Here is a 24,715-nt window from a genome sequence, read left to right on the forward strand (position 1 = left end):
AGAATGTGCCCCTCTGTGCACGACATGCCTCCCGCGAGGAGCGTCCGGGTTCTTCACCCGGGACGCGAAGCGAGCATGGGGCCCCCAGCAGCCAGGCAAGGGAGCCCCTGGCGACAGGGCCGCATGGGCCGCTGTCGTCTTCCCGTGAAGAACGGCTAACGACGGCGGGGGATGCTGTCCGGGAGCATTTTCCGCGCGAGCAGGGACGCCCGAGGGGCATCCGGACACGCGAGCTTCAGGACGCGCGAGCCCGGGGCTCCGCCGCCGCCGCGCGAGCTCGCTGGGCCTCGAGCCGCACGTGCGCCGTGACGGCGCGCTGGAGCGCGCGAATCAGCTGCTCCGCTTCGCCCTGGCGCAGGGGACGCCCACCGAAGCGGGCTTCCAGGTAGCGCCGGGTGGCGGGGGCCAGCGCGGGCGCCAGCGGATGGCCCTCGCGCGCCAGCCGCGCGTCCAGGTCCTCGAGCGTCTCGCCCTCGGCCCGGAACAGCCGCGCCGGGAGGAGCACCGCTTCCACCAGGTCGACGAAGCGCGTGGCCTCATGCGGGCGAGGGCGCCCCACCAGCCGCGTCACCAGGCGCCACGCGGCGTAGACGACCATGCCCGCCAGCAGGGCGGCGCCCCAGGCGCGCGGAGGAGGCAGGCGGCTTCGCTCCGTGCTCTCGGAGCCCTTCGGCGGACGCACCAGCGCGCGCGCCACGTCCACCTGGTCCCGGAAGGAGTAGTCGACGACGGAGTTGCGCCACCGCGACTCCAGCGCTTCGTACAAGCCCAGCAGCCGCTGGAGCAGCCGCGAGCCCTGGCTGGGGCGGTGGGCCGGAGGCGTCGCGTCCACGGTGACGAAGCCGCGCTCGGGCACCAGCACGTGCGTCCACGCGTGCGCGTCGCCGGCCCGCAGGACGTAGCCGTCATTGACGCGCTCGCCGCCGAAGAAGCCCGTGGCCAGCCGCGCGCGGATGCCCTGGGTGCGCAGCATCAGCGTGAGCGCGGTGGCGAAGTGCTCGCAGTGGCCGGCCTTCCGCTCGAAGAGGAAGTCCGCCAGCGGGTCCTCGCGCTCGCCGCTCAGCTCCAGCGTGTACGCGTGCTCGCGCTGGAGCCAGGCGGCCAGCTTCTGCGCCGCGGCCAGGGGCTCGCGCTCGCCGTTGAGCACGCGCGCCGCCGTCTGGGAGACGCGAGGGTCCAACGCCTCCGGCAGCGCGAGCAGCGCGTCCTGCTCCACCGAGGGCAGGCGCCGGAAGGTGTCGCCGCTGCCGCCCGGCGGAAGGCTGTAGGCCTCGTAGGAGTAGGAGAGGCCCGCCTCCAGGAAGCGCGCCTCGCCGCCTGCCAGCTCCTGGAGGAAGGTCCGCCGGCTGCCGGTGCTGCCGTTGGCCACCGCGTTGCCCAGCCGCGACGGCGTCTCCAGGGCGATGAGCGTGCGGCCGCCATATGCGGGCAGCAACTCCACGCGCTGGTGGATGAGGTTGTCGCCGCCCGGGCGCAGCGTGAGGAGCGGCTCGCGCTCGCGGCGCACGCCGCCCGCGTTGGTCCACTCCAGCCCGTCGAAGATGTCGTAGGTGCGGCCCACCCAGTAGGCGTTGAGCGCGTCCCCCCCGGGGTCCGGGCTCAGCGTCGCGCGCAGGACGATGCGAGGGTTGTCCTTGATGGTCCCCGCGCCGCCCAGCCGCACGGTGTTGGAGAAGCCCGTCGTCGCAGGCCCCAATCCCGGCGCGGCGCGCGGGCCCGTCATGTTCCAGTTCAGGCGGGGGAAGAGGATGAAGAAGGCCATGGCCCCGGCCACCGCGAAGGTGACGCCCGTCGCCAGGGGACGCAGCACCGCGCGCACCGGCACGGGCTCGCCCTCCGGCACCGCGGCCTCCACCACGCCCAGCGCCATGGACACGCTGGACAGCACGCTGAAGGCGACGAGGAACAGGCCGTAGACGAGCTCGCCCGACAGGGCCGCGCCACCCGCCACCATCAGCAGGCCAGACAGGTGCACCTGTCCATCCGTGGCGGCGTCCGGCGCGGACAGGAGCCGGTGCGCGGAGATGAGGCCCGCGAAGGCACACGCGGCGACCACGAGGTTGAGGGCGCCGGACGTGACATTCACCGCCAGCACCGCCGCCACGCCCAGGAGCAGCAGCGCCGTGAGCTTCGCGCGTCTGGCGAACAGGCGCTTGCCCGCGAGCGCCGCCACCAGCGCGACGCCATAGAGGCCCAGCGTCCACAACGGAAGCTGACCGGACACGGCCATCGACGCGAAGGCGCAGCCGGAGGCCACGTCCCGCAGCACCAGGCGCAGCCGCGAGCCCTTCGTCATGCCGCCTCCTCTTCTTCCTCGCGAGCGCCCTCGAAGCCCAGCCACGCCAGGGCCCGGAGGATGCGCTTCTCCTGCGCGGAGCCCGCCCCGGAGCGCAGCCGTCGGTCGGTGGTGTTGAGCCCCACCTCATGGCCCTCGTCGAGCAGCCGGTGCGCCAGCGCCGCCACCTCCTCGCACCGCCGCTCCAGCGCGTCGCCCGCGAGCCCCGCCTCCACGGTGAGCACCCACGTGCGGCGCTCCTCGCGCTCGCGCTCCACGCGCAGGAGCTTCCCCGTCGACGCGCTCTTGAGCCAGTGGATGCGGCGCGCGTCCTCGCCCTCGGCCAGCTCCCTGAGGCCCGTCACGTCGCCGCTGCCGTCGTTGCGGCGGGGGTTGCCCGAGTCGCCCACCGGTCCGCGCTCCGCGTCCCCGGGCTCCTGACACGCATAGGTGCGCTTGGGATAGACGAGCAGCAGGCCCTCCAGGGGCAGCACGCGCGTCTTGGCGAACAGGCCCAGGGGCCACGTCGTGGTGACGCGCACGCCTGTCATCCGCAAGGGCCCCCGGCGTGGCGCGGTGAGATTGGCCCGCACCACGTGCTCCACGTTCGCCGGCAGGTAGCCCACGCCGCCCCCGCCCAGCAGCGGAGAGTCCGCCTCCGAGAAGGTGAGGGCGAAGGCATGGCCCTGCTTGCGGGACACGGCCCAGCGGAAGGCGAAGGGCTCCCCGGCGAAGGCCGCGTCCGTGCCCACGCGCCGCACGGAGATGTCCCGGATGCACCGCTCCGACAGTACGCCGGACACCACCACCATGCTCAAGAGCAGGCCCAGCAGCAGGTACAGCAGGTTGTTGCCGGTGTTGAGCGCGCCCAGGCCCACGCCGAACGTCACCACCAGATACGTGCGGCCAATGCGCGTCACCTTGAGGGTGCGCGGCGGCCGCAGCCAGGCGCGGAGGCGCGCCCGACGTTGCTTCAGGCGGAGGTTCACCGCGGCGCCGGCACCTTTCGCGTCAGCTCCTCCAAGAGGTGCGCCGCCTCGTCGCGCGCGGCCACGCCCTGCACGGCGCTGCGTAGGAGCACGCGGTGCGCCCAGCACGGCACCAGCACCGCCCGCACATCCCCGGGCGTCACGAAGTCACGCGCCTCCCACAAGGCCTGCGTCCGGGCCGCGGCGCCCAGCGCCAGCACCGCGCGCGTGGAGGCGCCTCGCTCGATGTCACCGTGCTCGCGTGTCGCCCGCGCCAGCCGCACGACGTAGTCGGCCACCGTGCCGTCCAGCCGCAGCTCCGAGGCGAGCGTCCGCAGCATGTCCACCTCCTCGGGGCTGGACACCGTCTGCACCGCATCCAGCGGCGGCGCGCGTCCCCGGGTGGCCAGGAGCTTCGCCTCCACGTCCGGGGCGGGGTGCCCCAGGGACAGACGCAGCATGAAGCGGTCCAGCTGCGAGTCGGGGAGGGGATAGGTGCCGGAGAAGTCCACCGGGTTCTGGGTGGCCACCACGGTGAAGGGCGAGGGCAGCGCGTGCGTGCTCCCGTCCAGTGACACCTGTCCCTGCGCCATGGCCTCCAGCAGCGCGGACTGCGTGCGGGGCGGGGCGCGGTTCAGCTCGTCCGCGAGCACCAGCTGACGGAAGAGGGGACCGGGGCGGAACTGGAAGGTGGCCGTCTGGGCGTGGAATATCTGGGCGCCGAGGATGTCGGCCGGCATCAGGTCCGCGGTGAACTGGACGCGCGCGAAGCTCAGCCCGCACGCCCGGGCCAGGGCCTCCGCCAGTGTCGTCTTCCCGACACCTGGCACGTCCTCCAGCAACAGATGCCCGCCGGAGACCAGGCACGTCGTCACCAGTCGGGCCTGGGCTTCCTTGCCCTGGACGGCCCGGCCCAGCTCGGCGGAGATGCGCTCCATCGCCGTGCGCGCGGTTGCGGGAGAAGGTGCGGCGGCGGCGAGAACGCGGGCGGGCTGGTTCATCTGCCCGCCACTCTAGCCGACTCCCCCGGGGGCCGGCACGCCAGTCTCCAGGGCGTCCTCCGGGGACGCCCGCTCCCTCGTCACCTCAGAGGGAGAGCACATCCTCGGGCGTGTAGTAGGGCCGGTGGGCGACGACGCTGGCGCCCACCCCGAAGTAGCGAAACATCCGCTCGTGATGCGTGGCCAGCCCTTGCAGCTTCACCGAATTCGCCATGTTCCGCGTCAGCACTCCCACCGCGCTGTCCTTGAACTCGCGCAGATGGGTGAAGTCCAGCACCACCTCACAGCCCTTCAAGGAGTCCAACGACAGCTGGACCTCATGGGCCGTCTTTCCGTCCAGAACCCCTTCCAAACGCAGGGTGATGTGACCTGCGACGTCCTCGCGGTGGATCTGCAAACCCGCCATTGCTGTGCTCTCCCGTGGATGGTGTGTGCGCGCCGTGCCAAAGTCTTGGGCACGGCGGCAGGAGCACATTCCGGGCCAATGTCTCACCCGGAAAACCCATGGAAAATCCATGGGGTGCACTGCCCGGCGCGAACACTGCCTCGGATGAGGAAGGAATTTCAGCCCCGGATTCGTAACAATGACGCGACTGTCAGGTGCCGGGCGCCCTGGGTGTCGCCTGGCGATCAACCCTGGCGGTCAACCGTCTTCTGCTGATCGGCCAGGGTGAGCTGACGCTCCTGGTAGGCCTTCAGCTTGCGGAACTCCTTCACCACCTTGGTGGGGTAGCCCGCCATGAACTTCGTGCGCGACTCCTTCTTCGCCAGGATGCGCCGGGCCAGCCCGGGGCCCGCGTTGTAGGCGACCAGGGCCTTCTCCACGGAGCCGAAGCGCTCGATGAGGTCCGCCAGGTAGGCCGTGCCCAGGGCCACGTTCGTCTCGGCGTCGAACAGGTTGGTGCTGCGGCCCAGCCGGAAGCCGGCCTTGTCCGCCAGCCACGTGCCCGTGTCCGGCATCACCTGCATCAGCCCCATGGCGCCCACGTGGGACACCGCGTAGTTGTTGAAGGAGCTCTCGCACTTGATGACCGCCACCACCAGCAGCGGGTCCACGTTGTTGCGCTGAGCCTCGCGGACGATGGCCACCGACAGCCGACGCTGCTGGTGCACCGGCAGGCCCGACGCCTTCACCAGCTCCACCACGCCCAGCCGCTCCGCCTCCGCGTGCAGCGCCTCGTCCTCGTACACCTGCAGCTTCGCCAGCGCCGCCCTCAGCTCCAGCTCCCGCTGCTCCAGCTGGGTGCGCAGCTGCGTCACCTCCGCCGGCTCACCCTGGGGGCCCGAGGGCACCTGCACCGGAAACGCCTGAGCACCCGCTCCCACCAGCATCGCAGCCGTCGTCACCGCCACCGTCCAGCCCCTCATCCCGCCCTCCCCAGTTCGTTCGACTCCGACGGGGAGACACCCAAGCAGGCGCCGTGCCAGAGCCCTATGCGGGGGTTGCTTCCCTCTATCTCCTTTAGATCTCTTGGAACTCCGACGGATTCATGAGGCGCGCGGTCTCTCACGGGTCGGAAAAAATGCCCGGAGAGGGAACTTTGCTTCCTGTGAAAAGCACATGGGTTGCCTGGGGGCCCGCGCGTTCCTAGCTTGCGCCGGTCCGGCTAGGGGACGAGGGGAGGTGTCGCGTGTACTGGACGATAGGGATGATCCTGATGGTGCTGTGGGGACTGGGCCTGACGGCGGGCTCCACCGAGGGGTACTGGGTGCACCTGTTCCTGGTCTTCGCGCTGGTGGCCTTCGTGATGGGCGTGGTGTCGCGGGGCCGGCGGACGGCGCTGTCATGAGTGGCCCGGGCCTGGAGGCGGAGGGCGTGGAGCTGCCTCGGGACACCGCGGGCTTCACGCGCCGCGAGTGTCCCAGCTGCATGCGCCCCTTCAAGACGCGACCAGGCCCGCACGACGCCCGCGCGCTCTTGCACAAGCTCCAGGCCTTCTTCGCGCTGGAGAACGCGCACGAAGGCGAGGAGGGGCTGCCCGTGTGGCGCTGCCCCTACTGCGGCAATCGCGCGGAGGCGGACGGCTTCCTCACCCCCGCGCAGCAGACGCATCTGGAGTCGGTGGCGCGCGCGTGGGCCAACCACGTCCGCTACGAGCAGCTCGCGCATGTCTCGCGCACGCTGTCGCTCAACCCCCGTCCCACCTTCGTCGCGGTGGCGCCGGAGGCGCTGCCGGGGCCCATGGAGCCGGAGCCGGATGAGCTGCTGCGCGTGATTCCCATGCTGTGCTGTGGTGAGGACGTGAAGCTGCTCTGGGAGTGGGATCAGCTCATCTTCTGTCCCCGCTGTGGCGCCCGGCATGGGGGCTTGAGCGGTCGGCAGCAGATCCAGCTGGAGGTCATCCCGGAATAGCCCCAGGGCCGGTGGACGCGGGCCGCCCGGGACGGCAGGCTCGCGCGCCATGACGAAGTTCCCCTGGAGAGGGCTGCTCGCGGGTCTGTGGCTGCTGTCGAGCGCCGCCTCCGCCCACGACGCCGACATCCTCTACACGCAGGTGCGCCGCGCCGGGCCCGCCGAGCCCGAGGTGCGCCAGGTCATCACGCTCACCGCCGGCACGCTGGCCCTGCTCGTCCCCGCGGACGCGGACGGAGATGGGACGGTGTCCCAGGCGGATCTCGACGCCCGCCGGACCGCGCTCGAGGTCGGCGTGTGGGACGCGATGCCGCTCACCGCCGGAGGCCAGCCCTGCGCGCGCGCCTCCCACACAGCGCTGCTCCGCCAGACGTTCGTGGAGCTGTCCGCCACCTTCACCTGTCCGGAGGGGCCGCTCCAGCAGCGCTACACCGTGCTGTCGGTGCTGCCCGCCGGCTATCGCGTCATCCTGGGCAGCGCGGTGGACGGGGAGCTGCCCGGGGCGCTCTTCGCGGACGCCACCCAGCCCTCGCTCGCCATTCCCGGAGCAGGGCAGGGGACCTCGTCGGCCGTCAGCGGCTTCTTCGGCTGGGTGGGGCTGGGCCTGCGCCACATCTTCGAGGGCGTGGATCATCTCGCCTTCCTGCTGGCGGTGCTGCTGGTGGGGGGCGGGCTCAAGCGGGTGCTGCTCCTGGTGACGTCCTTCACGGTGGCGCACTCGCTGACGCTGGGGGCCACCGCGCTCGGCTGGATAGTCCTCGACGAGGGCCGGGTGCGCTGGGTGGAGGCCGCCATCGCCGCGTCCATCATCTATGTGGCGGTGGAGAACCTGGTGCTGAAGGAGCACCGCCACCGCGCGCTCATCACCTTCCTCTTCGGGCTGGTGCACGGCTTCGGCTTCGCGAGCGTGCTGGCGGGCTATGGCCTGGGAGACTCGGTCGTGAAGTCGCTGGTGGGCTTCAACCTGGGCGTGGAGCTGGGGCAGGCGATGGTCGTCGTGGTGCTGCTGCCGCCGCTGCGCATGCTCCAGCGCAGGCCCGGGCTGCACCGGGGGGCGGTGCGAGTGTTGTCCGTGTGCATCCTCGCCGCTGGTGGTTACTGGATGGTCGAGCGCGCACTCGGTTGAATCCGGAGACACCCATCCCTACGTTGGGCTCGAAGTGGGTAGGGATCGGGGGACGTAGATGGGTGCGAGGCATACCCGGCTGGCCGCGGCACTGGCGGCCGCGTGGGAGGCGGAGGTCGTCTCCGCCCGGCGGATGACGATGCTCGCCGAGCGGATCATGGACGCAAGGGTCCGCGCGAGGCTGATGGTGCTCGCCGCCTTCTGCCGAGCGCACGCCTCGCGGCTGCTCGCGCGACTGGCGGCGCTGGGACGGGGGCCCCTGCCGGTGCCCCCCGAGGAGATCGAGCTGGATGCGGACACGCTCAAGGAGCTGCGGCGGGAGGGCGCCTTCGCCCGAGCGTCCGCCGCGCGCTACGAGACGACCGCGGAGCTGGCCCGGCAGCAGGCGGACCTGTCCTCCGCGTGGGTCTGCGAGCTCAACCGCACCGAGGAGCAGGACCGCGCCCGGGAGCTGCTCGCCCTGGCCGAGGGACCCCTGGCCGCGACCACCATGGCCAGCTCCACCGCCGCCGCCGCGCCCGCCGACTCCTGAAAACGAGCGTCGGGCGCTCGCTCTCCCGGTGACAGTCCCCGCTTTTTGGGCGTAGAAATCCGCCCATGGCGAAGGAGAGCTACGACGATCTCATCTTTCAGCTCGGCGACCTCGCCCGGGACAGACTCCCGGGCAAGCCGAACTGCCCCCGCTCCATGGACCGCGTCTACAAGGCGGAGGAGGCGGTGGTGGCGCGCCGTGACGAGCTGGCGGCGTTCGAGCAGGAGATGAACGACGAGGACGCCGCCTATCAGGCGTTCCTCGACGAGCAGGAAGCGGAGAAGGTCGGCCTCCAGGCCACCGTCCGCAAATGGAAGAAGGCCGTGGATGCCATCGACGGCAAGGTGAAGGACCTGCGCAAGACGCTCGCCACCAAGCGCGCGGAGCTGCGCTACGCCGCCGACGGCCTCATCAAGCTGGAGGCAAAGATCGCCGACATGGAGCTGACGCGGCAGGATGTCTCCCGCATCGACGTCGCTCGCACCAACCTCAAGAAGAACCGCCTCACCCAGATGCGGCTCGGCCGGGAGGTCGAGGACCTGGACGAGCGGCTGTCCACCGCCCTCACGCCCGAGCCCGGTCAGCCCGGCTCGGCCGGCATCCTGGCCCACAAGCGCCTGCTGGAGATGGAGGACGAGGCCGAGGTCCGACTGGCCGAGCACGAGCGGCGCATGGCGGAAGTGGATCAATCCATCGCCACGTTGGAGGAACAGGTGAAGGCCGCCGAGGATTATCTGGATCAAGCGCTGTTCCTGTTGGGCGAGGACGTGTACGCTCAACGAATCGCTGATGCGCAGCTCGCGGCCTTCTACCCAAGGCTTGATCGCGCTCAGTGAGGCGCTCCCCCGCCCGTAGTGCTTGACGTAGGGGGTATGTCTGCTACATTGCGCCGCTTCCTGGGGACCGCAGTCTAGTTCGCGGGCCAGATCATTGATTTTATTGGGTTTTTCCGCGCCTACGCGCGCTGGCAGTGTGAGGACGACGTGAAGGGTCTGATTGGCAAGAAAATCGGGATGACCCAGGTGTTCAATGACGAGGGCAACCTCGTTCCCGTGACGGTCATCGACGTGAGCACCTGCCAGGTCGTGGGCAAGCGTACCCCGGAGAAGGATCAGTACTCCGCGGTCACCCTGGGCTTTGGTGAGATTCGCGAGAAGATTCTGAACAAGTGCGAGCGGGGCTTCTTCAAGAAGGCCAACGTCCCGTACCGCCGCCACGTGAAGGAGTTCCGCGTCACGGTGGAGGAGGCCACCTCCTTCAACGTCGGCGACGCCATCAAGGCGGACCTCTTCTCCAAGGGCCAGCTCGTGGACGTCACGGGCGTGACCAAGGGTCGTGGCTTCTCCGGCGTCATGCGCCGCTGGAGCTTCAAGGGTTCGCAGACCAAGACGCACGGTACGCACGAGTATCAGCGTCACCCGGGCGCCATCGGTCAACGTAAGACGCCGGGCCGCGTCTACCCCAACAAGAAGATGCCGGGTCACTACGGCGTGGAGCAGGTCACCACGCAGAACCTGACCGTCGTCGAAGTGGACCTGGAGAAGGGCCTCGTGCTGGTCAAGGGCGCCGTCCCCGGCCACAACAACGCCATCGTCTTCCTGCGCCCCAGCATCAAGGTGGCGATGCGCGAGCAGCACAAGGCCGCGCGCCGCGGTTGATCCGCTGCTGAGCGTCTTCTCCTGAAGCGCTCCTGACGCCCCGCATCCGGGCCCGATTCGTCGGGCATCCGGGCGGGGCGTTTCCTTTTGCGGGCTTCGCTGCGGCCGGAGTGGGCACGGGTGTGTCCCCGGTGGGAAGCCGTGGCCCGTGTCGTGCCCGGACGTGGGCGTTTCCCGGCCCTGAAACGTTGACCGGTGGGCGGCGCGGGTGCCCGAGGGTGAAAATAATTCCGCCTCGTGGCCCGAATGCCTTGTCGTGAGTGGAAGCCGTGCGCACATGGATGCGCCACGAAGGGACCTGGCGTCGGGTGACGCAGGCTCCCTGGATGGGGGAGGCTTTGAACTCCCGCACACGGCGGCCCATCCCCTTGGGCCGGGCAGGAACCATGAACGCACGCATGCTCCGCGTCTTCGCTGCACTGCTGGTCTGGCTGGCGGCCACTGGGGCCGCCGCGCAGGACGACGAGGCTGTCCTCGACAACGTCGTTGTCCGCAATCGGCTGTACGAGCCCGGTGGCCACCTGGAGGTGTCGCTGGGGGTGGGGCTGCCCGTCCAGTCGCACCTGACGGCGCACTACTTCTTCACCGGTGGTGTCGCCTACAACCTCTTCAACACCTTCGCCATCGAGGCGCGCGCGGGCTATGCGGCCAGCCGCCACACGGGCCTGGCGCGCTCCATCTCCGAGAGCTTCCTGGCGCGCGAGGACAAGCGCGTCACGGACGAGCTGGAGGACCTCTGGGAGATGAACTTCCACGGGGTGGCCGGCATCCGCTGGGCGCCCATCTACGGAAAGCTGAGCCTCGTGTCGGACCTGCCGGCGCACTTCCAGGCGTACGTCTGGGCCGGGGGCGGCGTGGGCAGCTTCCAGCGCAACTCCGTCATCCAGTGCTCGCAGGTGGTGGACCGCCAGCTGGGCGTCTGTGACAACCGCACCTCGCTGGAGGACCGCGGCTCCGCGTCGGAGAACTACTGGGTGCGCGAGACGCGCATGGCGCCGGTGGTGTCCGCGGCGGTGGGCTTCCGCTTCTTCATCCTCGACAAGCACGGCGTGCGGCTGGAGCTGCGCGACTGGGTGTTCCGCGACAACTACCGCGTCAACCTGGTGCGCGACGACTGGGAGGCGGGGCGGGTGACGGGTGACGTCGCCTCCAGTCCCGGCCTCACGCACCTGGTGCAGTTCGACCTCGGCTACACCTTTTCCTTCTAGGGACTCCTGAAAACCATGCGACCGATTCTGTCCCTCGCGCTCCTCGTCGCGGCGGCGGCCCAGGCCGCCCCACCGCGCTTCCCGCCGTCCGCCGTCGTGCTCGCCCAGGCGGAGGAGGCTCCGTCCGTGCCCGGGCCGGGCGCGGAGACGTCCGTGCCTCCACCGCCCGCGCAGCCCCCGGAGCCGAAGCCGGAGGTGCCTCGCGCGCCGACTGCGCGTCCGGAACCCACCGTCCCCTCGGAGGCCGCCAAGGCGCCGAAGGTGGAGCCCGCGCTCGCGCCCATGGACGACGACGCGCAGGACGAGCAGCCCGTGGTGTCCGAGCCCGAGTCGGTGCCCGAGCGCGACGTGGACGCGCCGGTGACGCCGGACGACGCGCCGGTGCTGGCCTCGTCGGACGAGGCGCCGCGCACCACGGACGCGCGGGAGCAGCGGCTGGTGAATGGCGCGCCGCTCTACAACCCGAACGTGTCGCTGCACATCGTCCAGAAGAAGCGCTTCGCTGACGAGAGCAAGCACGAGCTGGCGCTGTACCCGGCCGTCGTCCAGGTGAACGGCAAGTACACCAACCACGCGGGCACGGCGCTGCACTACATCTACCACCTGCAGGAGAACTTCGGCCTCCAGGTGACGGGCCAGTACAACTGGCACACCAACGAGAGCGACTTCAACCTGGAGCTCATCGACAAGGTGCGCGAGCAGGCGCAGGCGGCCTCGTCGCTGCTGCTCGTCTGGGGCGCGCAGGCGGGCGTGGAGGTGACGCCGCTGTACGGGAAGTTCGCGTTCCTCGACGACAAGCTGGCGCAGTTCAGCTTGGTGCTGAGCGGCGGCGCGGGCGTGGGCTCCACGCGGCACCTCATCCGTCCCGAAGTCTCCAACGAGGTCGACGGGCAGCGCTTCAACGTCCCGGCGCGCTTCGGTGACACCGGCACCAAGTTCCTGGGCTCGGTGGGCGGCGGGTTCCGCCTCCAGTTCGGTGAGTCGTATGCGCTGCGCCTGGAGGTGAGGGACCTCATCTACACGGCGCGCGTGGACAAGGTGGACGGCTGCAACCTGGCGGACTTCGAGCAGTTGGAGGCCGCGCGCGCCAGCGGCCAGGAGTTCGGCTCGCTGCCGCTGAGTGGCGGCTGCAAGTACGAGAAGTTCGACGGCGTGGACCCGAAGACGAAGAAGAACTACCGCGAGGACATCATCCTCGGCCGGGATCTGGTGGCCGAGCCGTCCTCCGACGTCCTCAACAACATCAGCTTCTACGCAGGCTTCTCGTTCCTCTTCTGATTGCGCCCATGAAGGCACGACTCGCCATGAAACGACTGCTCCACATCCTCGTCGTCCTGGCGCCGTTCGCGGTGGCCGCCCAGCAGGACTCGGGTGGCTACAACCGCGCGCTGGCCGCCTTCAACGCGGGGGACTACGACACCGCCGCGCCGCTCTTCTTCCAGGCCTCGGAGTCCGGCGGTGACGCGGACACGCAGGGCAAGGCGGAGTTCTTCCTCGCGCAGTCGCTGGCGAAGAAGGGCCTGCCCGTCTCCGCCTTCATCTCCTACGCGGCCATCGTCAACGCCGGGCCCTCGCACCCCTCGTACCTCAAGGCGGTGGAGGGGCTGGTGGACATGCAGCAGCAGCTGGACGAGCAGAACCTCATCCCCAGCATCCTCAACCAGGCGTACTCGGAGGAGGTGCGGGACAAGTGGGTGACGCTGCCCAAGGAGGTGCTCGCCCGCATCAACTACCTGGTGGGCACGGTGAGCCAGCGCCGCATGCGCTTCGAGGAGGCGCGCTCGCTGCTGGAGGCGGTGCCCAAGGACAGCCGAGTCTACGCGAAGGCGCGCTACCTGCTGGGCGTGGTGCTCGCGGACCCGCGCTTCCCGGGGCGTCCCGGCGAGGGCGAGGCGCTGGACAAGGAGGCGCTGGCCGCCTTCAACGCGTCGCTGTCGTCCAAGGAGCCGCAGGTGGAGCTGAAGGCGACGCAGCACCTGGCCCTCATCGGCCTGGGCCGGCTGCACTACCGCCGGGGCGAGTACGCCGACGCCACCGTCGCCTACGAGCGCGTGCCTCGCTACACGCGCTACTGGGACCAGGCCCTCTTCGAGAACGGCTTCGCGCGCTTCCAGAACGAGGACTTCGGTGGGTCGCTCGGCAGCCTCCAGGCGCTGCACGCGCCGCAGTTCGCCGGGGCCTTCCAGCCGGAGTCTTGGATCCTCAAGTCGACCGTCTATTACTACTCGTGCCTCTACGACGAGGTGAAGACGACGCTGGCGGCCTTCGACGAGCTGTATGGCCCCATGGCGAAGCAGTTGGAGCCCTTCACCGCCGAGGACGGCGACCTGGTGCAGGCCTACAACCTGGTGGCCGCGGAGAACCGCCGGCTGCCGCGCCCCGTGTACCTGTGGCTGCGCAACAACGAGCGCATCCGCGAGGTGATGCGCGTGCTGGCGAAGCTGGACGAGGAGAAGAAGGACCTGAGCGGCGGTGCGTGGCGCGGCACGCCGTTGGCGACGCAGACGGTGGCCTCGCTGGAGGACGTGCGCGGCACGCTGCTCCAGGTGGGCGGCACGCTGGCTCGCAGCCGCATCCGCGAGGCGGCGGACAACCTGCGGACCTTCTCCGACCAGGCCGAAATCATCCGCGTGCAGACGGCGCTGGACGAGAAGGACCTGCTGCAGGCGGGCGTGGACCAGAAGGCGCTGCTGACGCGCCAGTCGCTCTACCGGCCGAAGATGCCAGGCGCGGCGTGGAACTACTGGAAGTTCCAGGGCGAGTTCTGGATCGACGAGATTGGGTACTACCAGTACACGCTGAAGCGCGGCTGCCCGGCGAAGACAGCCGAGCAACAACAGCCGTGACGCCATGGGCCGCGGCTGCCCTGACATCGTCCACGAGGGGACCTCCTTGGCGCACATCAGGTGCCGGGGTGGTCCCCTTCGTCGTTGTCGGGTGCGTCCACTCCGTCGCAAGAGGCGTTCCACACCACTTCTCATTCGTGGAGTGCGCGTCTACTTTCGTTCGTCCCTCGTGCCCGGGCGAACGGCTGCTCGGTGGTCGGGGCGGCTTCACAGTCGGGAGCTCGCATGAAGGTGGTGCTTCGTTTCGGTGCGCTGGCGGTGGGCGTTGCGCTCGCTACTGGCGGCGGGGTGGGAGAGGCGGCGGAAGCGCCAGCGCGCAAGGCGGCGAAGAAGCCCGCTGCGACGTCGGCGTCGAAGACCTCCGGTGCGGCGGAGAAGGGCGGCGGCAAGAAGGGCGCCCAGGCGAAGAAGGCGGAGGCGGCGAAGGAGGCCCCACCGCCCGGTGTCGCGCCGGAGGACGTGCGGCGCGGCCCGGCGCGCGTGAAGCCCGCCACCGCGAAGTTCGCCGACATCCCCCGCATCGCGGACTCGCGGAAGAACGCGCTGGCGGACAAGAAGCGCGACGAGGCGATTGAGGCCTTCAAGCGCCTCATCCCCAAGCTCCAGGACGGCAACCCGCAGAAGGCGGAGATGCTCTACCGCCTGTCGGAGCTGTACTGGGAGAAGTCCAAGTACCTCTACCAGCTGGAGATGGACCGCTTCCTCGCGGAGGAGAAGAAGTTCGACGCGGCGCAGGCGCGGGGCGAGAAGGGCGAGGCCCCCAAGCAGGACCATCGCGAGAGCGAGCGCTACCGCACGGAGACGATGGGCATCTACGAGGACATCCTCCGCGGCTATCCGCAGTACCCGCAGCGCGACGAGGTCCTCTTCTCCATGGGCTACAACCTCTACGAGCTGGGCCGGCGCGACGATGCCGTGGCCCGCTACGAGGAGCTCATCAAGGACTTCCCCCGCTCGCAGTTCGTGCCGGACGCGTACATCCAGCTCGGCAACCACTACTTCGAGTCGAACAAGCTCATCCCCGCCAAGGCCAACTATGAGAAGGCCCGCGACTCCGGGGTGCCCAAGATCTACGGCTACGCCGTCTACAAGCTGTCCTGGTGCGACTACAACACCGGTGACTACGACGCGGGCCTGAAGAAGCTGCACGAGGTGGTGGACTACGCCTCGAAGCAGCCGGAGCTGGGCGACCTGCGCACCGAGGCGCTCAACGACCTGACGGTCTTCTACGTCCAGTTGGATCAGCCCAAGCAGGCCATCTCCTACTTCCGCGAGAAGGCGCCGGCGAAGCGCCAGGGCCGCCTCATCGCGAAGACGGCGGCGGGCCTGGTGGACGCGGGCCACTTCGACAGCGCGATTCTGCTCTACCGCACGCTCGTCGACGACGAGCCCATGAGCGTCAGCGCGCCCGAATACCAGCAGGCCGTCGTCCGCGCCTTCGAGGGGCTCCGCCAGCGGCAGCAGGTCCGCAAGGAGATGAAGCGGATGGTGGACCTCTACAGCCCGGGTGGCGAGTGGTGGAAGGCCAACGAGGGCAAGGCCCCCGTGCTGCGCAACGCCTTCAACGTCACGGAAGAGGCGATGCGCGTCATGGTGACGGAGTACCACCAGGAGGCGCAGAAGACGCGCCAGGTGGAGACGTACCGGCTCGCGCGCGACATCTACAAGCAGTACGTGGACGCCTTCGCCTCCAGCTCCAACCCGGAGTACGTGGCGGACTCCGCCTTCAACCTCCGCTTCTTCTACGCGGAGATTCTCTGGGCGCTCGAGGAGTGGCAGGCCGCCGCCGCCGAGTACGACGCGGTGGTGGCGTTCAAGATTCCGGACCGCGACTCCGCGCGCGAGGTCTCCAGCGAGAGCTACCGCAAGAGCGCCGCGTTCAACGCCATCCTCGCCTACGACAAGCTGGTGAAGATCGAGCGCGGCCAGCTGGCCAAGAGCGACCTGAAGGACGGCCAGAAGGTCGACGAGAAGAAGGACAAGGGCGACGTCGCGCGGCAGAAGATCGTCAAGCGCGACGCGAAGGAGAAGGAAGAGGAGTCGCTCACGAAGTTCGAGGAGCGGCTGGTCTCCGCGTGCGACACGTACGTGAAGCTCTACCCGGACACGCAGGACGAAATCGACCTGCGCTACCAGGCGGCCGTCATCCTCTACGACCGCAGCCACTTCGTGGACGCGGCGCGGCGCTTCGGCGAAATCATCGAGAAGTTCCCCGAGGAGCGGCGCTCGCGTGACGCGGCGGACCTCACCATGTACGTGCTGGAGAGCCGTCAGGAGTGGCTGGAGCTGGCCACGCTGTCGCGCAAGTTCCTCGACAACAAGAAGCTGTCCAAGCCCGGCTCCGACTTCGCCGCCCGCGTGGGCCGCGTGGTGGAGGGCAGCCACTACAAGTGGGTGGACGAGGTCGTCTACAAGCAGGAGAAGAACCCGAAGAAGGCCGCCGAGGAGTTCCTCAAGTTCGTCAAGGAGTTCCCCAAGTCGGAGAACGCCGACCGCGCGCTCGTCTACGCCATGTCCATCGCCCAGGAAGCCGGCGAGCTGGACCGCGGCATCGAAGCGGGTGAGCGCGTGCTGGCCGAGTACCCGCGCAGCCCCTTCGAGCTGAAGGCGCGCTACACGCTGGCCGGCCTCTACGAGAAGGTCGCCGACTACCGCAAGGCCGCCACGCTGGCCGAGTCCTTCGTCGCCGAGTACGACGCCGCGCTCAAGGCCGGTGAGCCCGAGGGCAAGAAGGCGAAGGACGCCCGCGCGAAGCCGACGGCGAAGAAGGGCGACACGCCGGGAGGAGAAGAGGACGCGGACTCGCGTCGTACGCAGAAGGCCGCCGAGCGCAAGGCGCTGGTGGCCGAGGCGGGGGCCTGGGTGGCGGATGCCCAGTTCAACGCGGGCGTGTGGTGGGAGGGCGCTGGCGAGGCCCAGAAGGCCGTGTCCGCCTACAACGCGTACGTGGCGCGCTTCAAGGAGCGCAAGGACGTGCCGCAGGTGGCCTACTCGGCCGCGCTCGTCTGGGAGAAGGAGCGCAAGTGGAGCGATGCGGCCCGGGCCTTCGGCGCCTTCGCGGACGGCTACAGCCGCGACTCACGTGCGACGCCCACGCAGCTCTACCTGGCGCGCTACCACGAGCTGCTCGCGTGGCAGCAGCTCAAGAACGCGCGGGAGCAGGAGCGCGTGCAGGCGGAGCTGGTGCGCGCGTACGCCAAGCTGCCCGAGGCGGTGCGCAAGGAGGACGCGACGCTCAACGCGTATGCCCACGCGCGCTTCCTGGCGCTGGAGCCCTCGTGGAAGCGCTACTCGGACATCCGCTTCACGCGGGTGAGCACCATCCGCCGGGATTTGACGGCCAAGCAGCGCGAAATCCAGCGCCTGGAGAAGGAGTACCTCGCGGTGCTGTCCACCGGCTCGGGTGAGTGGGGCATCGCCTCGCTGACGCGCATCGGCCTGGCGTACGCGGACTTCGCGCGCAACATCATGGACTCGCCGGACCCGACGGGGCTCGACGAGGACCAGCTCGGCATGTACCGCTCGGAGCTGGAGAACCTGGCGCTGCCGCTGGAGGACAAGGCCAACGAGGCGCTGGAGAAGGCGCTGGAGAAGTCCTACGAGCTGGGCCTCTACGGCCCGTGGACGCTGGCCGCGCAGGACCAGGTGAACCGCTTCCACCCGGGCGCCTACGCGCAGGTGAAGCAGGTGGGCTACCGCGGCGGCGACTCGCTCGTGGCGGCCGAGCTCGCCAAGGAGCCGGGAGGTCCCGCGGGCGCCACCGCCACGCCGGCGACGAGCCCGGAGCAGCCCGCCGCTCCCGCCGAGCCCCAGGAGGACGGCGCTCCGAAGCCGCCCGCCTCGGACGATAGAACGCAGGCACCCACGGCCGCGGTGCTGGAGGTGCGGCCATGACTTTCGACACTTCGAAGATCTCCACGGGAAAGATGCCGATGAAATGGTTCCGCTCGCTTGTCGTCGGCTCGCTGGCCTTCACCGCCGGCTGCGCGACGGGTCCTCAGCAGAAGCCCTCCGCCATGCCGGAGACGCAGGCGCCCTCCGCGCCCGTGGCCTCGGCGACGCCCTCCAAGCCCGCGCCGACGGAGGCCAACGCCACTGACACGTTCGCGCAGGCCATCCAGGCCTACGAGGCTGGAGACCTGGACACCGCTCGTCAGGGCTTCGAGAAGGTGCTGGCGAAGTCGCCGCAGAGCCTCAACTCGCAGTTCAACCTGGGCGTCATCGCCGAGCGCCAGGGCCGCGTGGACGACGCGCGCACCGCCTACGAGAAGGTGCTGCTCTTGGAGCCGGCGCACACGCCCTCGGTGGTGAACCTGGCCAACGTGTACCGCGCGCAGGAGCGGGGCGATGACGCGATTGCCCTCTTCGAGAAGGCGCTGAAGGCGCCGGGCCGCGCGCATGACGCCGCGCTGCTCAACGGCCTGTCCGCGACGTACCGCCACCTGGGCAAGCTGGACGAGTCGGAGGCCACCGCGCGCAAGGTGCTGGAGCGCAACAAGGACCACCCGGGTGCGTACAAGAACCTGGCCTACGTGGCCTATGCGCGAGAGAAGTACCGCCAGGCGGAGCTGCTGGTGGGCACCGCGCGCAAGCACGCGGAGAAGGACCCGGCCCTCTACAACCTGCTGGGCATGGTCTACCTGAAGCTCGATGAGCGGCCGCGCGCGCTCGCGCAGTTCCAGAAGGCCGTGGCGCTCGACGAGAAGTACGCGCCGGGCTACCTCAACCTCGGTGCGCTGGCGCTCAGCTACCGCGACTACGCCGGCGCCGAGAAGGCCTTCGCCCGCGCGCTCGAGCTGGAGCCTGACTCCACCGAGGCGCACCTGTCGCTGGCCTGGGCGCTGGATGGGCAGAAGGGCCGCGACTCCAAGAAGGGCATCGCCGCGGGCGAGGCCTTCGAGAAGGTGCTCGCCAAGCGCGCGGAGCTGCCCGAGGCCGTGTGCGGCGCGGGCTGGGCCTTCGCCTCGGACCGCGCGGGCTGGGAGCGCGCCGTGGCCTTCCTGGACCGCTGCAAGACGCTGGAGTCCACCACTGAACAAGAGCGGCAGATGATCACCGCGAAGGTCACCGGCCTCCAGAACATGCTCAAGGCGCCACCTCCCGAGGCCGCCACCGCGGGCGCGGAAGGCGAGAAGAAGGACGAAGCCACCGGCGGCGCGGGCTCCATGCTGAACCAGCTCCCGCAGGACGCGAACGCGCCCCAGGACGCCGCCCCCACCGAGGGCGCGCCCACCGAGGAAGGCGCCGAGTCCGCCGAGGGTGCGTCGAGCGAGCCCGCCGAGGGCACGCCGGCCGCGCCCGCTGGCAACGTGCCCGCGGAGGCCGCGCAGCCGAGCGGTGAGGGCACGGGTGCGCCTGCTCCCGCGCCGGTGCCTGCTCCCCAGGGGGCGGCCGCTCCGACGCAGCAGGGCACGGCTCCCGCGCCCACGAAGTAGGGGGCAGAGATGACAGGGCTGGGGGGAAGTTTTTTCCATCCTCCAGCCCCCCAGTTGGAAGGCGGCGAGCAAGTTCCATAGGATTCAGGGACTTGGATTTGGATCGCCCCGTGCAAGGACTCGCGGGAACCTCTTCGAGAACCCGCTGTCACACCCGAGGAAGCAACAGGAGGTTGGGTATGAGGCGTCTGGCATCGACGGTGACGGTGGTGGGGCTCTTGTTCATGGCGCCGGCTGCGGTGGCGCAGGAGCAGGGCCAATCGAAGGACACGGTGAAGGTCATCCAGGAGGAGGACCGCACGGTCTTCCGGAAGAAGACTGTGATTGATTTCACCGATGTCGCGGTGGAGGGCGAGCTGACGAAGCCTGAAGGCTCATACGTGCTCCACCGCAAGAAGACGGACTTCCAGAGCCTCATCAAGGTCCGGGAGAACTTCGACCCGGAGCTTCAGAAGTCAGTCGACAACCTCTAGCGGCGGCGGTCAGGCGTTTTCGGGAGCGGAAGGGAAGAAGGAAGAATCCTCATGGCGGCGGCGAAGAAAAACGGCTTGACCCTTCGAATCACGGGGCCTGATGGCTCCACGGTGGAAACCGTTTCGGAGGCGGAGAGCGTTATCGTGGGGTCGGGCGCCCAAGCGGCGGTGAAGATTCAGGATCCGCGGGTCTCCAATCTCCATGTAATGCTCAAGGTAGACAAGGATGGCTCGGTAACGGCCATCGACCTCGGGAGCGAGGGTGGCACGGAGGTGAGCGGCCAAAGGCTGGTCATCCCCACGCCGCTCAAACCCGGGGACGTGCTTCGCGTGGGCGGCACGCGGGTGGAGGTCCTCTTTGGAGGCGACCCACCCGAGCGCCAGGCTCCCGCGGGGGCCAAGGTATCGGGACCGCGCTTCCAGGGCTCGGTCACCCAGCGGGCGCCGACACCGGTGCCCATGGCGGTGCCTCAGGTGGTGACACCTCCCTCGGCGGGGGGCGGCACCACGCAAGGAGGGTTCGTCTTCACGAGCCCTCGCCCCAATCCAGCCCAGTCCGTGGGCGGACTGCGCACCGAGCGCGTGACACCGCCCGCGGTGAATCGCGTGGGACCTCCACCTCCGCCTCCGGCGGCTCGCGTGGAACGTCCCGCTCCGGTGCCGCACGCGCCGCCCGTCACCGTGGCGCCCCGGCGCGCGGTGCTTCCTCACCTGCAGGAGCAGCTCCCGCCGGAGGCGATGCCCACGGTGAAGGAGAAGGTGCTCCAGGTGTCGATGCTGTGGGGCGACACGCTGTTGTCGGTGCAGCACTTCAAGGACGGCGTGCCCGTCACCATCGGCGAGGGGAAGAAGAACTTCTTCCACGTCTATGCGCCCTCGGTGGGCAAGCGGTACGAACTGGCGGTGAGCCGAGGGGACGTGCTGGAAGTGCACGTGCCGGCGGGCTCGGGTGCCATCGTCACCGAGCGTGGGAACGTGAAGTCGAAGGACGCGCTGCGCGCGGCGGGGCAGCTCACCGGGACGGCGGAGGACAAGGAGCAGGTCTTCAAGCTGGGCCTGTATGACCGCGTCGAGGTGTCGTTCGGCACGGTGGCCTTCGTCGCGCGGTACGTGAAGCCGTCGCCGGCGATCGCAGCCAACGCGCTGGTGGAGGCGGACTACACGTTCTTCAAGATCACCACCATCTGCCTGATGGCGGGCGTGGCGGTGGTGCTGGCCATGGCGTTGACGCCGCGCGCGGAGCGGGCGCCGCACGACGACATCTTCGAGTCCCAGCAGCGCGTGGCGAAGTTCCTCGTCACCCCGGAGAAGAAGCTCGAGGCGAAGAAGCTCCAGCTCCAGGGCGTGGAGGAGGGCGCGAAGGCGAAGGACGAGGAGGGCAAGTTCGGCAAGGAGGACGCGAAGCAGGCGGAGGCGGCTCCCTCCAAGCCCGGCACGCCCGTCGTCGACAAGACGAAGAAGGAGAAGGACCGCCAGGTGGTGGGCAAGGTCGGCCTGCTGGGCGCGTTCAAGGGCATGAAGGGCGGCGCCTCGGACGTGTTCGGCCCCGGCGGCTTCGGCACCGGTCTGAACAACGCACTGGGTGGCCTCAAGGGTGGCGCGGCCATGGGTGACGCTCAGGGCGTGGGTGGCCTGGGCTCGCGTGGCTCCGGCACCGGCGGTGGCGGAACGGCCATGGGCATCGGCGGCCTGGGCACCAAGGGTGACGGACGCGGCGCGGGTGGCTCGGGCGGCATCGACCTGGGCGGCCGTGGCAAGTCCATCACCAAGGTCATCCCTGGCAAGACGACGGTGGTGGGCGGCCTGGACAAGGACGTCATCGCCAAGGTCATCCGGCGCCACCAGAATGAAATCAAGTACTGCTACGAGTCGGAGCTGAACAAGGATCCGAGCCTGGCGGGCAAGGTCGCGGTGGCCTTCACCATCGACCCGGCGGGTGCGGTCTCCGACGCCACCATCTCCGAGTCGACGCTGGGCAACTCCAAGGCGGAGCAGTGCATGATTTCCCGCATCCGTCGCTGGAAGTTCCCGGAGCCCAAGGGCGGCGGTGTGGTGGCGGTGACGTATCCGTGGATGTTCTCGCCGGCGGGCTCCGAGGGCGAGGGGTAGCGGACGCGAGCGCTGTCGAGACGGACTGACTGTCTCTCAAGTGGCGTGGACGGAACGGTCCACGCCACTTTCATTTCAGCCCCGGATTGCCGAAGTGAGGGGGGCATCATTAACGTCCTGCGCCGCTTCCGGTTGGACCGGGAGGGCACCGCGTGGGGAGGACCCGTGAAGAAGTCCCAGCTGGCTGCCGCGCTTGTGTTGCTGTCGTCTCCCGCTCTCGCGGCCACGCCCCTGGAAGGGGTGGAGTTCCAGCCGCGCCGCGGCTTCTATACCGACACGAACATCGGCGTGTTCTTCACCGTGGGCGGGGAGAACGCCTACTCGAACGCGCAGACCTACCTGCAGCTCGGCGTGGGCTATGACTTGACGGAGCGCATCTCGTTGGGCGCGCACTTCGGCATGGGCTCGTCCGCGCAGAACTGCTTCGCGGGCTACCTGCCCGGCACGGAGACGTGCGCGCTCTCCGACAACTTCACCATGCAGTTCCTGGACGTCACGGCCGCGTACCACGTGCGGCTGATGGACCGGCTGTACCTGACGCCCAAGCTCGTCGCGGGCTACACCCGGATGGACCCGGCGCCGGTGGATCCGGATGAAGGGGACCCGGGCCGCGCCGTCAGCTCGCCCAACGCGGGCGTGGGCGTGGGGCTGGAGTACGCCACGGGCATGGACCACTTCTCCGTGGGCGCGGACCTGCTGGCCCGCTACGTCATCGGCCCCAACATCACCTCCTTCGCCATCTTCCCGAAGGTGAAGTACACGTTCTGAGCGCGGCCTCCCGGCGCGGAGCCTCCTGAGCCCAGACGCACGAAGGGCCCGCTCCCAGCTGCTGGGGAACGGGCCCTCGGTGTTTCTACACCGGCCTGGGGCCGGCGTCGGGACTACTCGGCGTCGGCCGCGCGCTCTTCACGCTTGCGGTCACGCTCGGCGCGGTAGCGCTCGCCCACGGCCAGCGCCTTCTTGCGCATGCGCACGGACTTGGGCGTCACCTCGACGAGCTCGTCGTCGGCGATCCACTCCAGGGCCTTCTCCAGCCCCATCTCGCGAGGAGTGGTGAGGATGACGTTCTCGTCGCGGCCAGCGGCGCGGATGTTGGTGAGCTTCTTCTCGCGGCAGCAGTTGACGTTCAGCTCGGACTCGTGAGCGTGCTCGCCGATGATCATCCCCTCGTACACGGTGGTGCCGGCGGCGACGAACAGGGCGCCGCGCTCCTGGATGCTGAACAGCGCGTAGGGCACGGTGTCGCCCAGGCGGTCCGACACGATGGCGCCGCTCTTCCGCTTCGGGATGTAGCCGAACCACGGCTCGAAGCCGTCGAACTGGCTGCTCATGATGCCCTCACCGCGCGTAATCGTGAGGAACTCCGAGCGGAACCCGATGAGGCCACGCGCGGGGATGCGGAACTGGAGGCGGGTGCGCCCCGAGCCCAGCTGCGTCATGTCCGCCATGCGGCCCTTGCGAGGCCCCATGCGCTCCGTCACCACGCCGACGCTGTTCTCCGGCACGTCGCAGAACACCAGCTCCATGGGCTCGTGCAGCACGCCGTCGATGTGCTTGGTGATCGGCTCCGGGTTGGAGGCGGTCAGCTCATAGCCCTCGCGGCGCATGTTCTCGATGATGACGGCCAGCGCGAGCTCGCCACGACCGACGACGCGGAACGCGTCAGGCGTCTCCGTGTCCTCCACGCGCACGGCCACGTTGCGGTAGGCCTCGCGGTACAGGCGCTCACGCAGGTTGCGGGAGGTGACGAACTTGCCTTCCTTGCCCGCCAGCGGCCCATCGTTGACCTTGAAGATCATCATCATCGTGGGCTCATCCACGGTGATGCGCGGCAGCGCCACGGGCTTCTCCGGGTCGCCGAACGTGTCGCCGATGGACACGTCCTCGATGCCGGCGATGGAGACGATTTCGCCAGGACCCGCGTCCTGGATTTCCACGCGCTTCAGGCCGGAGAAGCCGAACAGCTTGACGATCTTCCCCTGCTCGACCTTGCCACCCTCGCGCACGACGGCGACGGGCATGTTCGGCGTGAAGCGACCGGCCTGCACGCGACCCACCGCGAGGCGGCCGACGTAGTCGTCGTAGTCCAGGTTCGCCACCAGCAGCTGCGGCGTCTTCTCCTCCGACGCGGCCGGGGGCGGGATGTGCTTGATGATGGCGTCGTACAGGGGCTCCAGCGTCTTGCCGGGCACCTCCAGCGACGTGGACGCCTGACCCTGACGGGCCACGGTGTACAGGACGGGCATCTCCAGCTGCTTATCGTCCGCGCCCAGGTCGATGTAGAGCGAGTAGACCAGGTCCAGCACTTCGGGAGCGCGGGCGTCCTGACGGTCGATCTTGTTGATGACCAGCACCGTCTTCAGGCCCATGGCCAGCGCCTTGGTGAGCACGAAGCGCGTCTGGGGCAGGGGACCTTCGGCCGCGTCCACCAGCAGGATGACGCCATCGACGAGGCGCAGACCGCGCTCCACCTCACCACCGAAGTCGGCGTGGCCCGGGGTGTCGATGATGTTGATCTGCATGCCCTTGTAGCTGACCGCGGTGTTCTTCGCGAGGATGGTGATGCCCTTCTCGCGCTCGAGGTCGTTGGAGTCCATCACCCGTTCGGCGACGTGCTCGTTGCTACGGAAAGTGCCCGCCTGCCGCAGCAGGTGATCGACGAGCGTGGTCTTGCCATGGTCGACGTGGGCGACGATGGCGACGTTACGGATGTTTTCGCGAGGAATCATAC

Annotated in this window: 20 protein-coding genes; 14 read left to right on the top strand and 6 right to left on the bottom strand. The window is 69.4% G+C overall.

Annotated elements, in window-relative coordinates; all coding sequences use genetic code 11:
• Positions 1-235 precede the first annotated feature (235 nt).
• From LZ199_RS30545 to LZ199_RS30565, 5 genes are all read right to left on the bottom strand, one after another.
• The gene (locus LZ199_RS30545) at positions 236-2,296 is read right to left on the bottom strand and encodes a transglutaminase TgpA family protein (protein ID WP_253997280.1); all 2,061 of its coding nucleotides are present in this window, start codon (positions 2,294-2,296) and stop codon (positions 236-238) included.
• Positions 2,293-3,264 (bottom strand): DUF58 domain-containing protein, encoded by a 972-nt coding sequence (locus LZ199_RS30550; RefSeq protein ID WP_253997281.1) that lies wholly within the window; start codon positions 3,262-3,264, stop codon positions 2,293-2,295. The genes LZ199_RS30545 and LZ199_RS30550 overlap by 4 nt, the downstream gene beginning before the upstream one ends.
• Positions 3,261-4,244 carry an AAA family ATPase gene (locus tag LZ199_RS30555; RefSeq protein WP_253997282.1) on the bottom strand — a complete coding sequence of 328 codons (984 nt, stop codon included), beginning with the start codon at positions 4,242-4,244 and terminating at the stop codon, positions 3,261-3,263. The genes LZ199_RS30550 and LZ199_RS30555 overlap by 4 nt, the downstream gene beginning before the upstream one ends.
• Positions 4,245-4,329: 85 nt before the next feature.
• Entirely contained in the window at positions 4,330-4,650 is a 321-nt protein-coding gene (locus LZ199_RS30560) for an STAS domain-containing protein (RefSeq protein WP_253997283.1), read from the bottom strand.
• Positions 4,651-4,874: 224 nt separating this feature from the next.
• Positions 4,875-5,612 carry a lytic transglycosylase domain-containing protein gene (locus tag LZ199_RS30565; RefSeq protein ID WP_253997284.1) on the bottom strand — a complete coding sequence of 246 codons (738 nt, stop codon included), beginning with the start codon at positions 5,610-5,612 and terminating at the stop codon, positions 4,875-4,877.
• Positions 5,613-5,875: 263 nt separating this feature from the next.
• Here LZ199_RS30565 and LZ199_RS30570 point away from each other — a divergent pair, with 263 nt between their 5' ends.
• The 14 genes from LZ199_RS30570 to cglE all read left to right on the top strand — a co-directional run bounded on the left by LZ199_RS30570 (position 5,876) and on the right by cglE (position 22,752).
• Positions 5,876-6,034, top strand: a complete 159-nt coding sequence (locus tag LZ199_RS30570; protein WP_253997285.1) for a lmo0937 family membrane protein — start codon at positions 5,876-5,878, stop codon at positions 6,032-6,034.
• Positions 6,031-6,597, top strand: coding sequence for a hypothetical protein (locus LZ199_RS30575; protein ID WP_253997286.1), 567 nt, complete (start codon positions 6,031-6,033; stop codon positions 6,595-6,597). The genes LZ199_RS30570 and LZ199_RS30575 overlap by 4 nt, the downstream gene beginning before the upstream one ends.
• A 49-nt stretch (positions 6,598-6,646) precedes the next feature.
• On the top strand, positions 6,647-7,723 hold the full coding sequence (locus LZ199_RS30580) for a HupE/UreJ family protein (RefSeq protein WP_253997287.1): 1,077 nt from the start codon (positions 6,647-6,649) through the stop codon (positions 7,721-7,723).
• Between the two features lie 58 nt (positions 7,724-7,781).
• Positions 7,782-8,255 (top strand): hypothetical protein, encoded by a 474-nt coding sequence (locus tag LZ199_RS30585; protein ID WP_163870459.1) that lies wholly within the window; start codon positions 7,782-7,784, stop codon positions 8,253-8,255.
• Positions 8,256-8,320: 65 nt separating this feature from the next.
• Entirely contained in the window at positions 8,321-9,091 is a 771-nt protein-coding gene (locus LZ199_RS30590; RefSeq protein WP_253997288.1) for a hypothetical protein, read from the top strand.
• Between the two features lie 147 nt (positions 9,092-9,238).
• Positions 9,239-9,913, top strand: a complete 675-nt coding sequence (gene rplC / locus LZ199_RS30595; protein ID WP_253997289.1) for a 50S ribosomal protein L3 — start codon at positions 9,239-9,241, stop codon at positions 9,911-9,913.
• A gap of 386 nt (positions 9,914-10,299) precedes the next feature.
• Positions 10,300-11,121: an outer membrane beta-barrel domain-containing protein gene (locus LZ199_RS30600; RefSeq protein ID WP_253997290.1), complete on the top strand. Its 822-nt coding sequence runs from the start codon at positions 10,300-10,302 to the stop codon at positions 11,119-11,121.
• A 15-nt stretch (positions 11,122-11,136) separates the two neighbouring features.
• Positions 11,137-12,399 carry an outer membrane beta-barrel domain-containing protein gene (locus LZ199_RS30605; RefSeq protein WP_253997291.1) on the top strand — a complete coding sequence of 421 codons (1,263 nt, stop codon included), beginning with the start codon at positions 11,137-11,139 and terminating at the stop codon, positions 12,397-12,399.
• Between the two features lie 26 nt (positions 12,400-12,425).
• Positions 12,426-13,967, top strand: coding sequence for a tetratricopeptide repeat protein (locus tag LZ199_RS30610; protein WP_253997292.1), 1,542 nt, complete (start codon positions 12,426-12,428; stop codon positions 13,965-13,967).
• A 225-nt stretch (positions 13,968-14,192) separates the two neighbouring features.
• Positions 14,193-17,861, top strand: coding sequence for a tetratricopeptide repeat protein (locus LZ199_RS30615; RefSeq protein WP_253997293.1), 3,669 nt, complete (start codon positions 14,193-14,195; stop codon positions 17,859-17,861).
• Positions 17,858-19,402: a tetratricopeptide repeat protein gene (locus LZ199_RS30620; protein ID WP_253997294.1), complete on the top strand. Its 1,545-nt coding sequence runs from the start codon at positions 17,858-17,860 to the stop codon at positions 19,400-19,402. The genes LZ199_RS30615 and LZ199_RS30620 overlap by 4 nt, the downstream gene beginning before the upstream one ends.
• A 179-nt stretch (positions 19,403-19,581) precedes the next feature.
• Positions 19,582-19,875 carry a hypothetical protein gene (locus LZ199_RS30625; protein ID WP_253997295.1) on the top strand — a complete coding sequence of 98 codons (294 nt, stop codon included), beginning with the start codon at positions 19,582-19,584 and terminating at the stop codon, positions 19,873-19,875.
• 51 nt (positions 19,876-19,926) lie between these two features.
• Complete coding sequence (locus LZ199_RS30630; protein ID WP_253997296.1) at positions 19,927-21,984, top strand: TonB family protein; 2,058 nt, start codon at positions 19,927-19,929, stop codon at positions 21,982-21,984.
• Between the two features lie 165 nt (positions 21,985-22,149).
• Positions 22,150-22,752 carry an adventurous gliding motility protein CglE gene (gene cglE / locus LZ199_RS30635; RefSeq protein WP_253997297.1) on the top strand — a complete coding sequence of 201 codons (603 nt, stop codon included), beginning with the start codon at positions 22,150-22,152 and terminating at the stop codon, positions 22,750-22,752.
• Between the two features lie 113 nt (positions 22,753-22,865).
• Here the strand turns inward: cglE and typA are convergent, their stop codons facing one another.
• Positions 22,866-24,713 carry a translational GTPase TypA gene (gene typA, locus LZ199_RS30640; protein ID WP_253997298.1) on the bottom strand — a complete coding sequence of 616 codons (1,848 nt, stop codon included), beginning with the start codon at positions 24,711-24,713 and terminating at the stop codon, positions 22,866-22,868.
• Positions 24,714-24,715 lie beyond the last annotated feature (2 nt).

This window comes from Myxococcus qinghaiensis (assembly GCF_024198215.1).
Classification (GTDB): Bacteria; Myxococcota; Myxococcia; order Myxococcales; family Myxococcaceae; genus Myxococcus; species Myxococcus qinghaiensis.